Raw genomic sequence first — 14,985 nt, 5'->3', positions numbered from 1 at the left:
ACCGGGGTCCATATTTATAGCATTGACCCTACCTAACTCTGTAATTTTATCTCACAGAGCGTGACTCTGTGCGTAGGGAAAGACCAATGACATCATTTTCATCGCTTAACCAACTTGGCTGGCAACCTGTATTCCAACAGCAGTTGACACTCGACGATTACGAAAACACGCACATCGCGCGAATTGCTGAGCATCACAGAAGCCAGTTTGTTCTCGTCAGTGAAAGCGGTACAACTCCTTTGGAGATTCATCCTTCGTTTCCATCAATGACGGTGGGCGACTGGGTGTTGCTTGACGATACCGGGCAGTTTCTGCGTTTGCTGGACAGACAATCCCTGTTCGCCCGTAAAGCAGCAGGTTCAAAGGTCAAAGAGCAGCTTATTGCTGCAAACGTCGACACCGCTTTTATTGTGTGTGCGCTCGACAACGACTTTAGCCTCAACCGCATTGAACGTTATTTGGCGATGTGTTCAGAGGCAGACGTTGAACCTGTGGTGATTCTCACCAAGCGAGACTTGGTTGACGAAGACACCATGTACGACAGAAAACAGTCGGTAGAAGCACTGTCTCCCCTGCTTTATGTCGAAGCGGTAAACGGCCTAGACGCAAGCACAATCGACACACTGAAACCTTGGCTTAAACAAGGTAAAACCCTTGTTGTCATGGGCTCATCTGGCGTAGGTAAGTCGACCTTGGCGAATACCCTAATGGGTGATGACGTGCAGGCAACAGGTGGGATTCGCGAAAGCGACAGCAAAGGCCGACACACCACCACGTCGCGCAGTTTGCACTGTCTACCGTCTGGTGCCGTATTGCTGGATACACCGGGGATGCGTGAGCTTCAAATCTTCGATACCGAAGAAGGCATCAGTAATGTCTTCGCCGACATTAAAGAGCTTGAAGCGCAATGTCGTTTTAGCGACTGTCAGCACCACAATGAGCCAGGCTGTGCAATCCAAGCAGCATTGAAAGCGGGTACGATTGATGAGCGGCGCCTCAACAACTACCAAAAGCTGCAACGCGAAGATGCACGCAACTCAGCCACCATTGCGACCAAACGTGCCAAAGACAAAGCGTTTACCCAAATGGTGTACGACATACAAAAGCAAAACCGTAAAAACAAAGGCTTTTGATCAGCAGTCGCTTTTTGCGCTGCACGCGCAGTTAATCTGCCATCAACGTTAAAGCACCACATACAAAGCGCGTTGCCTGATTCGGGCGCGCGCTTTTTCATTTTCAGCCCATCTCCATCGCATTCTTTCGCTCAATCCCTATGCTGTTCACTTTTAACACAAAACCTTTCCGTAAAGTTAGGTAGTGTATAACCCACTTTGCATGAAACCCTCTATGCTCAAAATACGTGAAACAATAGGAAACGACATATGGAATTGCTCTCGGGACTGCTCTCTGGCCTACCGAATTTTCTTATCTACTTTGCGACCTCTTTGGTCTTTGTGCTGGTGTTTAAATTCATCTATGTGCGCGTCACACCTTACGATGAATGGGCACTGATCAAAGATCAGAAAAGCGTCACTGCGGCCGTTGCCTTGGGCGGTGCGTTCTTGGGCTACTGCTTGGCTATCGCTGGGGCTGCGAAAAATTCCGTCGATATCGTCGATTTTGCGGTGTGGGGCGTCATTGCATGATCAGCCAGTTCATTGCATTTGCCATCGTGCGTTTTTTGCTTTTAAAAGAGCTGACAGAGCGCATTGAGAACGATGAACTGCCCGCAGGTATCATCCTCGCTGTCGTCTCCGTCTCGATTGGCATCTTGAATGCTGCATGTCTGACTTACTGATGTAGGAGTCTGTCATGAAAAGAAGTCAGAACGTCAAACGCGCATCCATGAACAAAGCACTAAAGCGGTGCCGTTTACTTTTGTGGGCGGTATATCAGGGTGCTTCTTTGAGCCGCAAACCGAAGGCTTTGTGTTCCAAAACGCGCAGGAGTGCTCAAACGCTTTTCCAGAAGAAGTGGCGCAATGCCAAGTTGCCTACAAAGATGCCGTGGAAGACGCCGCCCAAGATGCGCCTCGCTATCAAAGCCAATACGCCTGTGAATCTGATTTTCAGGAAGGGTGTGAACGCTACGGCTCGTGGTTTATTCCCGCACTGGCAGGGTTCTTCTTTGCCAATGCCTTGGATGATGATTACTTCAAAAAGAAGAAAAAGCGTTACTACTCCAAACCCGTTTACCGCTATCGCGGTGGCCTGTATTCCAGTGATGGCGCAAAGCTCGCAGGATCGTTTGGTAAACCGGCGAAAGTCTCGTCCAGTTCTACCAAGAAATCAGGCGGCACCATAGGCAACGTGATGTCACGCGGCGGCTTTGGTAAATCCGTTTCATCAAGCCGAGGTGGCTAAGCGTGTTCCGACGGGAAATCGCAGAACGTCCCCATTGGCGCGCCCTCGCGCAGAAATACGGCTTTGGGTTTCATACCATGTATGGCGAGCCTTACTGGGATGAAACCGCCTATTACCAGTTCAATTTAAAGCAAATCGAAGGCGATCTGGAAAAGCCGACTGAAGAAATCCACCAAATGTGTCTTGATGTGGTTGATCGGGTGGTGCGCGATGAAGTTTTACTCCGCCGATTTGGGATCCCAGCATCCATGTGGGATCTTGTCGTTCAATCATGGAAGCGCAACGATCCTTCTCTCTACGCACGGCTTGATTTTACCTACGACGGAGTCAATCCTGCCAAGCTCTATGAGAACAACGCCGATACGCCCACCTCACTGTTTGAGACAGGGTTCTGGCAATGGGTCTGGCTAGAGGATGTGGTCGATAGCGGACGCATTCACCAAAGTGCCGATCAGTTTAATATCTTGCAAGATTTCATCATGGCGCGGTTTGCTGAGTTGTCTCGTCGTCAACCCGGCCAGCGACTCCATTTCAGTTGCTGCAAGGACACAGAAGAAGACCGTGCAACGGTGCAATATCTTGAAGATTGCGCCAAAGAAGCCGGGCTCTCAACCGGCTTTGTTTATGTCGAAGATATAGGCATCAACGATCGCAATGAGTTTGTGGATACCACAGGCCGAGAAATTCGTTGGATGTTCAAGCTCTACCCGTGGGAGTTCATGTTCGACGAGGAGTACGCGCAGTATTTAGGTTCAGCCACCATTAACTGGTTAGAGCCCATGTGGAAGTCGGTATTGTCGAACAAAGCTCTACTGCCAATGCTTTGGAAGCTTCATCCCAATCATCCTAACTTGTTGCCTTCCTACTTTGCCGACGATGCCAATGCCTCACACCTCGAGAACTATGTGGTCAAACCGCTTTTCTCGCGTGAAGGCGCAAACATTGAAGTCGTAAGAAACGGGAAAACACACTTCAAAACCGATGGCCCATACAACGCGAGCCAAGCCATTGTTCAGCAATATCAGCCGCTTCCCAAGTTTGGTGACAACTATACCTTGATCGGCAGTTGGCTGGTAAACGATCGTGCCGCGGGGATTTCCATTCGCGAAGACGCATCCTTGATCACCCAAGATCTTGCCCGCTATCTGCCTCATATCATTCTTTAAACCCGACCGCACAATTCGGTGTGCACAGACTATTTTTAAAAGGGACGCAAAAAAGTGTCCCTTTTTATTTTGCTCATCCGTTGTCTTACCGAGAGTTGAATCTCACCCTCAATCAATTACACGGAGTAACAAGCATGAAAGACTTTATGTTTATCTATCAAGGTGGCGATCCAGACTGGGCAACGAAATCAACGCCTGATGAAATGGCGGCGATCATGGGTCAATGGCAAGCGTGGATGGAAAAGCTGGCAGCCTCTGATCAACTTGTCACTGGCGGATCACCCTTGCATTTTTCAGGTAAGCGCATGGATCCGAATAAAGTCGTCACAGACATCGCTGCCGCAGAACTGAAAGAATTGGTGAGTGGCTACTCCATCATCCGAGCAGAAACCATGGAAGAGGCATTGCAAATCGCCAATGAATGCCCGATTTTCCTCTCTCCTGGCGTGAGCTTAGAAGTGCGAGAAGTTGTCCAAATGGGTAATTGCTAACCCCGTAAGAGGCGCTCAATTTGAGACAACATCAGTTGCTGCTCTTGTTGGGTGCCTCCTTTCGCCATCGACGCTTTTGCATGAGCATTGGCGGCGGTTTCATCGCCGCATTTGGCGTAAATATGCGCCAGGGTCGCATCGGGCAGATGTGACTCACTCAAACGCTTTTCATCGTTCACTTCATGCACCAAAGCCACCGCCTTTGTCATGTCGTTCAAATACGCATTGGCCACCGCCTGATTTAGTAGCGACACGGGCGAAGCGGTCACTTCATATAAGGCGTCATACAGACGTTCTATTTCTCGCCAGTTTGTGTCATCAAACAACGCTGCTTTGCAATGTTCGCTGGCAATCATGGCTTCCAGCATAAAACGAGATCTTATGTCCTCGTCTTGAACGTTGGTTCGAGCAAACGCTAGCCATTGCAGCCCTTGTTGAATCTGGGTTCTGTCCCAACACTCACGATTTTGAAGGTCTAAAGGCACGGGCAAGCCATCTTTATCAACGCGGGATTCAAGCCGTGCCATATGGAAATGCATCAAGGCATACAGGGCTAGCGTTTCACGACTGGCAACCTGCGGGGCTGCAATGAGCCTTGCCAACAAACTCATTGCCTCTTTACAAAAATCGATGTTGATGAGTTTCTTCTCATCAGAGCAATACAAGCCTTCGTTGAACAGAAGGTATAACGCCAGATGTACAGACGAGAGTGATTCCGCCATGTGCGCCTCATCAGGGCGTTTAAGCGGGTATTGTTTGAGTTGCTGCTTTGTTCTTTGCAGCCGCTTTTTTACGGTTTCTTCAGGCAAAAACAGTGCATTCGAAATCGCTGGAAGAGAGAAGCCGCAGAGGGCTTTTAAGATAATCGGTAACTGGTTATCAATCTTAATGTTCGGGTGGCAGCACCAAAAGATCATATTCAGCATGTCTTCTTGCAATGCCTGTTCGCTAAACGCCCCATCTAGCGTGGTTGATAGCGTCCACTCACTGTCGAGCAATACCGCGATATCATCAGCGAACTCTACATTGTGGCGGTGCTTTCGAATCACATCGATGGCATGGTTTTTTGCCGTCAGCATCAACCATGCGCCGGGGTTTTCTGGCTCACCATTTTCTTGCCAATGCGTTAACGCTTTCCCGAACGCTTCATGCAAGGTGTCCTCCGCCAAATCGACGTTCTCAACACCAAAAATACGGATGAGTGCCGCCAGTATCTTTGATGACTCCTGACGATAGATTTCTTCCAATCTTTTAGACAATTAAGGGCCTTTTCGCGTCCGTACCGTAATGAATTGAGTATTGCTCCTAGATTGATACATTGCCGAGAAATCATTTCGGTAAAATAAGTTTGTTCTTATACCCGAAACGAGTGCTTTCACTGACAACACAAGCTCTCTATCCTTTTGAATGCACTCCACACTCAGAAGAAACGCTCGCAATACTCTTCTGCATCACCAGTAAGGATCTCCTATGAAAGCAGGTTTAGGTACAGCCGCCTTTGGTACAACCATCTCTTCTTCAGACGCCTTTGACGTACTAAATGCATTCATTCACATGGGAGGGACGGTAATTGATACCGCGAACGCGTATGCGTTTTGGGCAGGCAAAGGTGGCGAAAGCGAACAAGTGGTTGGTGATTGGCTGAAAACCATCGACCGCGACTCGGTAGAAATCCATACCAAGATTGGTGCCATGCCGCTTGATGGTAAAGACTTTGCCACGGCTGAAGGCTTGAGCAAAGCAGCAATTGATAGTGCAGTCAGTGCGGCTTTGGCGCGTTTAGGTACCGATTACATTGATGTGCTCTACGCCCATATTGATGATCTGAATACGCCACTAGAAGAAACGTGGGAAACGCTGACCGATTACGTAAACCGAGGTATCGTCAAAAAGCTGGGTGTGTCCAACTACACCTTAGACAGACTGAGCGACCTCTGTGTATTGATTGAACGCAAAGCACTGGCACCCATCAGCTACGCACAATACCGCCACACAGTGATCCACCCAAAACCCAATTTAGATTTTGGCGTTCAGCTTTGTCTGACCAACGACATTCAAGCACTGCTTAAAGACGCCAATCCTGACGTGACTATCGTTGCCTACTCGCCTCTGCTAAATGGCGCGTTTGAGCACAAAGGGACATTGCCAGAAGAGTACGACACGCCAGAGAACAAACGTTTTATCGCAGAGCTACGCGCCGAAGCAGATATGTTATTGATGAGCCCTTCCGCCATTGTGCTGCGTAACATCGCCAACCAAGGCATTTTCCCCGTTTGCATGACAAGCAACGTTAAGCACTTGAAAGAAAACCTCATGTTGGTGCGCAGACTTCGCTAAACCCACTTTTGTCGCCACAAGAAGATGCAGCGCATGCACCTTCTTGTGGCACATGCTTTATCCTCAGAAAAGTAGCCCTTTCCTTACGCTAAATAGATAGATCTCTATCGAAATAACCTGTAACAAAATCTTTTTATTACAATATTTTTGCTTGAAAGAATGCGCTATCTCACCAAAACAGTGCGTAGGGATGTTTTTGAGTTTTGACAAAAAAGAAATGAGCGCAAGGCGAACGGCGATAAAGCCATAAATTACTCCCCCCAAACCCGTCAATTATCTCTGGTTTAGTTAGAAAAAAAGACTAGTTAATACAATAAAAACAAACAGATAAATTCATTACTTACAACTTTAGTCCAATCATCACCTCGGTCTACGTTTTGTGATTGTGAGCAAATATTGCCCCATCATCACATCAACTTAAAACGTCAGTTATCAATACGTCTCAACCTACGCCATGCAAAGGCATAGTAAGAAAAAGCACACAAAAAGTGACGATTTTTTGAATTATTCTTTATACCTCTAAATGATTACCTGAATTCATTAAAATTTAATGTCTATTTGAAAACATAAAGTTAGCCTCAAAAAGTCTCAGTGCTGTGACGGAAGCTTGAAAATTGAACATATCAATGTATCCTTTAAAGGGTTTAAATGTTTAGACCTCTAAATGATTTGGATAATTGATGAGTACCGAAACGATCGACCACAGTGTAGTAACGGCGCGTTTGAAAAAGGAACTGGATGCCCTGGTATTTCGTGTTCCCAACAAAGGTGATGGAATCAAGATTCATAACTTGATCGCTAACTGCCCCCCTCTCGACGAAAACTCCTCCTACTGTAACTTTCTCCAATCCTCCCATTTCAACAAGACCTGCATCTTGGCCGAACACGAAGGCGAAGTCGCTGGCTTTATTTCTGCGTACTTAAAGCCGGAAGCACCGTCAGAACTGTTTGTTTGGCAAGTGGCAGTCTCGGCATCTAGCCGTGGAAAAGGATTGGCCTACCGCATGCTGCAAACGCTTCTACAGCGCGAACACCTCAGCAATGTCAGTGCAGTTGAAACCACTATCACTAAATCAAACGAAGGGTCTTGGAGCTTATTTAAAAAACTCGATACCGCGAATGGAAAACGAGGTTCTGTATCGGTGTTTTTAGACCAAGAACAGCACTTCAAAGGACACCACGATACTGAGTATCTCTACCGTATCCCTTTGAAGTAGAAATTAAATTAAGAGTAGAAACGGACCAGACATGGATATTTTTAACAAGCAAGAGTCGAACGTAAAATCTTACTGTAACAGCTTCCCAGTTGTCTTCACGTCAGCAAAAGGCGTATGGCTACATACTGAGGATGGACAGAAGCATATCGATTTTCTTGCCGGTGCAGGGTCGCTAAATTATGGGCACAACAATGCAGTGTTGAAGCAAGCACTCATTGAATACATTGAAAAAGACGGCATTACGCACGGCTTGGACATGCACACAGAAGCCAAAGCCAGCTTCTTGACCGCACTCCGTAATCACATCTTCACCCCTAGAAATCTTGATTACAAAGTGCAGTTTACTGGCCCAACTGGCACCAACGCCGTTGAAGCGGCGATGAAGCTCGCGCGTAAAGTCACTGGCCGAACCAACATTGTTACCTTCACCAACGGCTTCCACGGCTGCACCATGGGTGCGCTGGCAGCAACAGGTAACCAACACCACCGAGGTGGTGCTGGCATGCCGCTGTCAGGCACCTTACGCATTCCATATGAAGGCTATGCAGGTGTTGACGGTCTGGCCCTGTTCGAAACCATGCTTAACGACAACTCAAGCGGCTTCGATAAGCCAGCAGCCGTGCTTCTGGAAGTGGTGCAAGGTGAAGGCGGCCTGAACGTTGCGTCAAACGAGTGGTTACAAAAGCTGGTTAAGATTTGTAAGGCGCACGACATCCTGACCATTGTCGATGACATTCAAGCAGGTTGTGGCCGTACAGGTACCTTCTTTAGCTTTGAGCCATCTGGCATCAAGCCAGACATGGTGACATTGTCTAAATCTATCGGTGGTTATGGTCTGCCAATGGCCATCGTTCTGCTCAAACCAGAGCTGGATAAGTGGTCACCTGGCGAGCACAACGGTACGTTCCGTGGTAACAACCATGCATTCATCACGGCAACCAAAGCGATTGAAACCTACTGGGCAGAAGACAGCTTTGAAAACCACATTGCCGCACGCAGCCAGCAGGTGAAAAAGGTCATCGACAAAACCTTGAACAAATTCCCTTCTTTGTTCGTGAAAGGCAAAGGCCGCGGCATGATGCAAGGCATCGAGTGTAAAGACGGTGATTTGGCATCCGCGATTTCACAGCGTTGTTTTGAGCTGAATATGGTTATTGAGACAGCAGGACCGAACGATGAAGTGGTTAAATTCTTCTGTCCATTGACCATCACAGAAACTGAACTCGAAAAAGGCCTGCAGATTTTTGAAAAGGCCGTAGAAAGCGTTGCAGAGAAAGCAACCAAGAAAGCATCTTAAGGGAATAAGTCATGATCGTAAGAACTCTGGAAGAGTGTAAGAACAGCGAACGCCGCGTGGTATCGGAAACGTGGGAAAGTGTCCGTATGTTGTTGAAAGACGACAAAATGGGCTTCTCTTTCCATATCACCACTATCTTTGGTGGCACCGAAACCCACATCCACTACCAAAACCACTTGGAGTCTGTGTACTGCATGTCGGGTGAAGGTGAAATTGAAGTGGTCGGCGACAAAACCTACCCAATTAAACCGGGCACGCTGTATATCTTGGACAAGCATGACGAGCATTACCTGCGCGCTTATGAAGGTAAAGAGATGGTGATGGCTTGCGTGTTTAACCCGCCAATCACTGGGCAAGAGGTTCACGACGAAAACGGCGTTTACCCGCTGGTCGACTGATCCCGCCTCATTTGGGGAGCATGTTTGCTCCCCTTTTGTTACCTGCAGATTGCTGTCTGCACGCTCAAGTAAAGGATTTACCCATGACTTATACCGTTGAAAAAATCGGTGGTACGTCAATGTCGGCGTTTGACGCCGTACTGAACAATATTTTTCTTCGCCCTGAATCACCCTACAACCGCGTATTTGTTGTTTCTGCATACGGTGGCATCACAGATGCGCTGCTTGAAAGTAAACGTACTGGCGACCCAGGCATTTACCAATTAGTGGCTAAACGTGAAGACGGTTGGATTGATGCGTTCGCGGCATTGAAGCAACGTCTTGTCGGCATTAACGCAGAAATCTTCGAAGACACCGTTAGCCGTGCTCGCGCTGATAAATACATTTCTGCTCGTCTAGATGACGCGCAAAACTGTATCACCAACATCCTCGCGACCTGCCAATACGGCCAGTTCACCCTGCGTCAGTACTTGCCGCAAATTCGCGAGTTTTTGTCTTCCATCGGTGAAGCGCACAGCGCGTTTAACACAGCATTGAAGCTTAAGTCTTTGGGCATCAACGCCAAATTCGTTGACCTCTCAAGCTGGGATGACAAGTTCTCAGGAAACCTTGATGAAGTGATCGCCTGCGCGTTCCAAGACATTGATGTGAAAACCGAGCTGCCAATCGTCACTGGCTACTCGTACTGCGATGAAGGCTTGATGAAAACCTACGATCGCGGCTATAGCGAAATGACGTTCAGCCGCATCGCCAGCATCACCAAAGCGGATATCGCGATCATTCACAAAGAATACCACCTGAGCAGTGCTGACCCTCGTATCGCCGGTCCAGAAAACGTATTGCCTATCGGCCAAACCAACTTTGATGTAGCAGACCAACTGGCTAACCTCGGCATGGAAGCGATCCACCCGAATGCGGCTTCTGGTTTGCGTCAGGCGAACATTCCACTGCAAATCAAAAACACCTTTGAACCAGAGCACAAAGGCACTTTGATTTCCCAGCAATACGCGCCGACGCGCGAGAAAATCGAGATCATCGCAGGCAAAAATAAGGTATTCGCTCTGCAAATCTTCGATCAGGCAATGGTGGGTCAAGTTGATAACGTTGGCTACGAGATGATGGAAATCATCTACGAAGAGCGCGTCAGCCTGATTGGGAAAGAAATGAATGCTAACTCCATCACTTACTACTTAAGTGGCGCGACGAAAAACCTGAACCAGCTTCTGTATCGTGCTGAGAAGCGTTTCCCGAACTCGACCATCACCCGTCATATGGTGGCTCTGATTTCGGCCATCGGCGCAGAAATCAACACCAACACGACACTGAGCAAAGGCATGCTGGCACTGATGAGCCACGACATTGCACCGATTGCTGTTCACTCATCAATGCGCAACGTTAATGTGCAGTTCGTAGTAAAAGACGACATGTACGAAAACGCGATTCGTGCCTTGCATGAAGCTTTCTTCGCAAGAGAAACAGTAACCAAGCAGATTGCTTGATGCTGTAGATAATACTGTAAAGCCAGCGTTCACACGCTGGCTTTTTTGTTCCCCAAAAGTGCTAGGGAAACTACTTTTCCAAGCGTTTCAGCACATCTTCCCGCAGTTGGAATTTCTGGATTTTGCCTGTCGGTGTTCTGGGAATCGAGGTGAAGACATAGTGCTTGGGCACTTTAAATCCTGCTAATCGTTCACTGCACCACGCTTTCAATACCTCTTCCGTTACCGCTTTCCCTTCTGCGCATTCAATAAAGGCGAAAGGCACTTCTCCCCATTTGTCATGAGGGCACGCGACGACCGCAGCAACCGCAACATCAGGGTGTTTGTAGAGCACATCTTCAATTTCGATGGATGAGATATTTTCCCCGCCAGAGATAATGATGTCTTTGGAACGATCTTTGAGTTGGATATAACCATCTGGGTGTTTCACGGCGAGATCGCCGGAGTGAAACCAACCGCCCTTAAAAGCCGACTCCGTCGCCGGAAGGTTCTTAAAGTATCCCTTCATCACAACATTGCCACGAAACATCACCTCACCAATGGTTTTTCCATCCGCAGGCACTGGCTCCATGGTTTCCGGGTTTATTACATCCAGACTTTCGAGCGGCAAATATCTCACACCTTGTCGCGCTTTGAGTTTGGCTTGTTCTTCGATATCCAGCGCATCCCACTCCAAATGCCATTCATTCACTACCGCAGGGCCATAGACTTCGGCTAAGCCATAAAGGTGTGTCACCTCAAAGCCAGCGTGCTGCATCTTCGCCAGCGTACTTTCAGGTGGCGGTGCGGCGGCTGTGAAAAACGCCACGCCGTTGGATAAGGGCTTAGCTTGCTCTGACAGGATCACATCCATGACAATCGGCGCACCACAAAGGTGAGTAACGCCATGTTCGGTTAACGCCTGCCAAATGAGTTCAGCGCGAACCTGACGCAGGCAAACGTGCGTGCCGCAAATCGCGGACATTGTCCAAGGAAAGCACCAACATTGCAATGGAACATCGGAAGCGTCCAAAGATAGGTAGAGTATTTAGGCATATCCGCCGTAAACACATTCCCCAATGCAAGCAGGTAAGCACCGCGATGATGACACACTACGCCTTTCGGATTCCCAGTAGTGCCAGAAGTGTAATTGATGGAAATCGCATCCCACTCATCTTCTGGCATCAGCCATGCGAAGTCTTTGTCTCCTTGTTCCACAAAGGCGTCGTAATCCAAATACCTCGCAGGCTGCCCAGTATTGTGTTGCTCGGTGCTGTTCGTCTCTGAGCAATGCGTATCCTGATAGACAATCACGGTAGGCGAGACCTTTGTCAGATTCAGCGCCTCTTTCATCACAGCCAGGAACTCGGCATCCACAATCACCACTTTCGCGTCAGCATGATCCAACTGATAAGCAACAGTGCCCGCTTCCAAACGAGTATTGATGGAATGCAGCACCGCGCCAGCCATTGGTACACCGTAGTGGCACTCCAGCATCGCAGGCGTGTTCGCCAACATGGCGGAAACCGTATCGCCTCGACCAACGCCAAGTGCGTAAAGCTGCGCACCTAGCTGACGACTTCTGTCGTAAAACGTCTGGTAATCAATGCGAAGATCACCATGAATAATGGCAGTAACATTTGGGTAACTTGACGCCGTACGCTCTAGAAACCCTAATGGCGTTAACGGTTGGAAGTTAGCGGCGTTTTTATCGAGGCCAATGTTATAAGGGTTTGTCATGCCTACCCCTCATTCGTTGCGCCAAACCGGAGGACGTTTCTCGACGAACGCGGTGATCCCTTCCTCGCCGTCTTTGGTCAGCATATTGTTCACCATCACTTCGCCTGCATAGGCATAGGCTTGTTGCAAATCCATCACTTGCTGGCGATAAAAAGCCTCTTTACCAATCGCAAGAGTCAGGGAGGATTTCGCCGCAATCTTTTCGGCGATGTCTTGGGTGAAAGCGTTCAACGATTCTACTTCGGCAACGCGATTGATCAGGCCAATGCGCTCCGCGTCTGATGCCGAGATCATGTCACCGACCAGCAGCATTTCCATCGCGTGTTTGCTTGAGACGTTGCGAGATAGCGCAACCATAGGCGTTGAGCAAAACAAACCGATATTCACACCGGGCGTGGCAAAGCGCGACGTCTCCGAGGCATAGGCTAAATCACAGCTTGCTACCAACTGACATCCTGCCGCAGTCGCAATACCATCAATTTCAGCAATAACGGGTTTAGGACAGTGAACAATCGCCGTCATCATGGCAGCGCATTTTTCGATAAGACGGGTAAAGAAGGCACGACCGTTATCAGAAGCTTCTCTGGCCGCAGTGATCTCTTTCAAATCATGCCCAGCACTGAACGCCGGACCATTACCAGAGAGGACCACCACCTTCACATCCGGTGATTCGCCCGCGGCATTGATGGCTTGATGAAGCTCCTCGATCATAGCTTCAGACAGTGCATTTCGCCGTTGCGAGTTATTCAGCGTTAGCCGCAAAACGCCATCGCCGCTCAGTGCTTTTTCAATCAATTCACTCATTATCTCTTCCCTGTCATTAACAGACTTCGTGTTAGCGTCTATTTATTACAGACCAGAGAGAATAGGCAGCGTAGGCTGGAAGTGAGACTTGTCGTATTTGTTTAAGCAAAAGACTCTTACAGAACCTTTGAGGCAGCTTTCAGGCTCTATGTCGGTGAGTATTCCACATCAAATTCCGCAACGACTTCTTGAATGTCCATTGAGTGGTCACCGTGGCTTTCGCGCTTTAGTTTCCCCGCACCAACCAGCAAGGTAATCGCTTCGGCTTCCTCACCGCCGCAATCTCGCAGCGCGTCTTCGTATTCAGATTGGGTGACGTAATAGGTTGTCCACTCTTTAGCGACACAGTGAATTCTTCGCTCTTTTTCAATGTACACGCGGTCGTTATCAGGGGTGATTTCTACCTGACTGGAAAGAAGTTCGCCAAGCAGGTTTTGCGCTTTGTCGATGATGTCAGAATCAAACATCACGCCGTGCGAGAGCAGGTCTTCAAACGCAGCGCGGGTAGCATGTTCAATAGCAAGTCTAGAGAGCGTTTTCATTGAGTCTTCTCCTTGCTTGAGATTGATGCAGATGAATAAAGAGCGGTGACATGAAAGAAGTGTATTCAAAAAATTCTGATGTAAGCGTGCGGTAGGTAACGAAGTAGTAAGCTAGTCTGGCAACTTTGTAAAAATATGGCTTTCACAGTTTACCACTCTAGCGAACTCGAAGTTAGACAGTGGTTGATTACCCATAGGATTAGCCCATCGAAAAACCGAATGTGGTTAACAATTAAGATGAATAACAGTTTCATCCATAAAAAGAGAGTCAAGACCAACCATATTCTAAACTCACATTGAATTTAGACCCAACTCAACCAATAGAAATATGAAAGTATCATCTTAGAATTGAATAGTGCGACGCATGTTTGACTTTCACATCTAAGGTATGTAGTCAACACACGAAAATCCATTTGAAGTGTACAATATGGGCAGTAATTAGCACATTAGGTCCAACACTTGAGGGTTAACATGCGTTTATATCTCATGGCTTTTATTTTCTCCATATTCTCAACCACCGCACTCTCTTCAGATGTGCTAATTTCTACGGATAATCAATTTGGTCAAGGGTTCTTCTATTCTCATCAAAACGATTGTTTTGTTATTACTCCGGCACATGTAGTTAGTAACGCAAAAAAAATTAACCTTCTAACTCCCGACAGAAAGAAACATATAGCCAAAATTGAGCATATCTTTGAAGAAGACTTGGCAATATTGAAGGTTGAAAGCACTTCTAAACCTTGTGGTGATATCAATCATCAACCTATTAATGATCTAGATACAATCTTAACAGTAGTCAACAATGGAGAGATATTTTCTATGCTGGAAGATGCAAGCTTAATGAGATCTCCAATCGATATTGTTGCGGTAAATCATAATGAGATAATTGAAATAAAAGCATCAGATTCAAATAGAGGATTGAAACAAGGATATAGCGGAAGCGTGTTATATATTGCAAATAGCATAAGTGGAATATTGACTGAGGTAGACGACGGTCATGGATACATATTAAGATTCAATCACATCTTGAAATTAATTGAAGGGCACTTTGGTTTACAAAAAGACAAGCCACCACATAAAAACAATGTTAGAAAAACATTCAATGACAACATAACCAAAGGACAAAGCACTAATTACAAGATAAATTTGACT

15 protein-coding genes and 1 pseudogene are annotated in these 14,985 nt (G+C 47.4%); 11 read left to right on the top strand and 5 right to left on the bottom strand.

The window, feature by feature from the left end; all coding sequences use genetic code 11:
* The first annotated feature begins 86 nt into the window (after positions 1-86).
* From rsgA to ATN88_RS10695, 5 genes and pseudogenes are all read left to right on the top strand, one after another.
* Positions 87-1,133: a ribosome small subunit-dependent GTPase A gene (gene rsgA, locus ATN88_RS10715; RefSeq protein ID WP_067415351.1), complete on the top strand. Its 1,047-nt coding sequence runs from the start codon at positions 87-89 to the stop codon at positions 1,131-1,133.
* A gap of 249 nt (positions 1,134-1,382) precedes the next feature.
* Positions 1,383-1,798, top strand: a pseudogene (locus tag ATN88_RS10710) (DUF350 domain-containing protein).
* Positions 1,799-1,865: 67 nt separating this feature from the next.
* Complete coding sequence (locus ATN88_RS10705; protein WP_232313098.1) at positions 1,866-2,363, top strand: DUF1190 domain-containing protein; 498 nt, start codon at positions 1,866-1,868, stop codon at positions 2,361-2,363.
* A gap of 2 nt (positions 2,364-2,365) precedes the next feature.
* Complete coding sequence (locus ATN88_RS10700; protein WP_067415349.1) at positions 2,366-3,529, top strand: glutathionylspermidine synthase family protein; 1,164 nt, start codon at positions 2,366-2,368, stop codon at positions 3,527-3,529.
* A 134-nt stretch (positions 3,530-3,663) separates the two neighbouring features.
* Positions 3,664-4,020, top strand: coding sequence for a YciI family protein (locus ATN88_RS10695; RefSeq protein WP_067415348.1), 357 nt, complete (start codon positions 3,664-3,666; stop codon positions 4,018-4,020).
* Here ATN88_RS10695 and ATN88_RS10690 read toward each other — a convergent pair.
* Positions 4,017-5,279, bottom strand: coding sequence for an RNA polymerase sigma factor (locus tag ATN88_RS10690; protein WP_067415346.1), 1,263 nt, complete (start codon positions 5,277-5,279; stop codon positions 4,017-4,019). The two genes, ATN88_RS10695 and ATN88_RS10690, sit on opposite strands and share 4 nt — an antisense overlap.
* 211 nt (positions 5,280-5,490) lie before the next feature.
* Between ATN88_RS10690 and ATN88_RS10685 the strand changes: the two genes are divergently transcribed.
* The 5 genes from ATN88_RS10685 (at position 5,491) to ATN88_RS10665 (ending at position 10,768) form a co-directional block, all read left to right on the top strand.
* On the top strand, positions 5,491-6,357 hold the full coding sequence (locus ATN88_RS10685) for an aldo/keto reductase (protein ID WP_067415345.1): 867 nt from the start codon (positions 5,491-5,493) through the stop codon (positions 6,355-6,357).
* Positions 6,358-7,037: 680 nt separating this feature from the next.
* On the top strand, positions 7,038-7,574 hold the full coding sequence (gene ectA, locus ATN88_RS10680; RefSeq protein ID WP_067415339.1) for a diaminobutyrate acetyltransferase: 537 nt from the start codon (positions 7,038-7,040) through the stop codon (positions 7,572-7,574).
* A 31-nt stretch (positions 7,575-7,605) separates the two neighbouring features.
* A complete protein-coding gene (ectB, locus tag ATN88_RS10675; RefSeq protein ID WP_067415337.1) occupies positions 7,606-8,871 on the top strand; it encodes a diaminobutyrate--2-oxoglutarate transaminase in 1,266 nt (421 codons plus the stop codon).
* 11 nt (positions 8,872-8,882) lie between these two features.
* Complete coding sequence (locus tag ATN88_RS10670; RefSeq protein WP_067415336.1) at positions 8,883-9,269, top strand: ectoine synthase; 387 nt, start codon at positions 8,883-8,885, stop codon at positions 9,267-9,269.
* A gap of 83 nt (positions 9,270-9,352) precedes the next feature.
* Positions 9,353-10,768: an aspartate kinase gene (locus ATN88_RS10665; protein WP_067415333.1), complete on the top strand. Its 1,416-nt coding sequence runs from the start codon at positions 9,353-9,355 to the stop codon at positions 10,766-10,768.
* A 70-nt stretch (positions 10,769-10,838) separates the two neighbouring features.
* Here ATN88_RS10665 and ATN88_RS28890 read toward each other — a convergent pair whose 3' ends face one another.
* From ATN88_RS28890 to ATN88_RS10650, 4 genes are all read right to left on the bottom strand, one after another.
* The gene (locus ATN88_RS28890; protein ID WP_269748132.1) at positions 10,839-11,732 is read right to left on the bottom strand and encodes an AMP-binding protein; all 894 of its coding nucleotides are present in this window, start codon (positions 11,730-11,732) and stop codon (positions 10,839-10,841) included.
* A complete protein-coding gene (locus tag ATN88_RS28885; protein ID WP_269748131.1) occupies positions 11,663-12,487 on the bottom strand; it encodes an AMP-binding protein in 825 nt (274 codons plus the stop codon). Before ATN88_RS28885 ends, ATN88_RS28890 begins: the two co-directional genes overlap by 70 nt.
* Positions 12,488-12,496: 9 nt before the next feature.
* A complete protein-coding gene (locus ATN88_RS10655; protein ID WP_067415330.1) occupies positions 12,497-13,291 on the bottom strand; it encodes an enoyl-CoA hydratase in 795 nt (264 codons plus the stop codon).
* Positions 13,292-13,437: 146 nt separating this feature from the next.
* Entirely contained in the window at positions 13,438-13,833 is a 396-nt protein-coding gene (locus ATN88_RS10650) for a hypothetical protein (protein ID WP_067415318.1), read from the bottom strand.
* A 471-nt stretch (positions 13,834-14,304) separates the two neighbouring features.
* On the opposite strand from ATN88_RS10650, the gene ATN88_RS10645 reads away from it, so the two are divergent.
* Positions 14,305-14,985 (top strand): trypsin-like peptidase domain-containing protein (locus tag ATN88_RS10645; protein WP_198158367.1); only part of this gene is annotated, 681 nt, incomplete at its 3' end.

Source organism: Enterovibrio coralii (assembly GCF_001559595.1).
Lineage (GTDB): Bacteria > Pseudomonadota > Gammaproteobacteria > Enterobacterales > Vibrionaceae > Enterovibrio > Enterovibrio coralii.
Note: the sequence above shows the minus strand (reverse complement) of the source record. Positions and strands in the feature narration are given on the sequence as shown.

Excerpts from the sequence above, each read along its gene's own strand:
- ATN88_RS10685 (WP_067415345.1), top strand. The coding sequence starts at position 5,491 with ATGAAAGCAGGTTTAGGTACAGCCGCCTTTGGTACAACCATCTCTTCT.
- ATN88_RS10650 (WP_067415318.1), bottom strand. The coding sequence starts at position 13,833 with ATGAAAACGCTCTCTAGACTTGCTATTGAACATGCTACCCGCGCTGCG.
- ATN88_RS10665 (WP_067415333.1), top strand. The coding sequence starts at position 9,353 with ATGACTTATACCGTTGAAAAAATCGGTGGTACGTCAATGTCGGCGTTT.
- ATN88_RS28885 (WP_269748131.1), bottom strand. The coding sequence starts at position 12,487 with ATGACAAACCCTTATAACATTGGCCTCGATAAAAACGCCGCTAACTTC.
- ATN88_RS10670 (WP_067415336.1), top strand. The coding sequence starts at position 8,883 with ATGATCGTAAGAACTCTGGAAGAGTGTAAGAACAGCGAACGCCGCGTG.
- ATN88_RS28890 (WP_269748132.1), bottom strand. The coding sequence starts at position 11,732 with ATGTCCGCGATTTGCGGCACGCACGTTTGCCTGCGTCAGGTTCGCGCT.
- ATN88_RS10695 (WP_067415348.1), top strand. The coding sequence starts at position 3,664 with ATGAAAGACTTTATGTTTATCTATCAAGGTGGCGATCCAGACTGGGCA.
- ATN88_RS10655 (WP_067415330.1), bottom strand. The coding sequence starts at position 13,291 with ATGAGTGAATTGATTGAAAAAGCACTGAGCGGCGATGGCGTTTTGCGG.
- ectB (WP_067415337.1), top strand. The coding sequence starts at position 7,606 with ATGGATATTTTTAACAAGCAAGAGTCGAACGTAAAATCTTACTGTAAC.
- rsgA (WP_067415351.1), top strand. The coding sequence starts at position 87 with ATGACATCATTTTCATCGCTTAACCAACTTGGCTGGCAACCTGTATTC.
- ectA (WP_067415339.1), top strand. The coding sequence starts at position 7,038 with ATGAGTACCGAAACGATCGACCACAGTGTAGTAACGGCGCGTTTGAAA.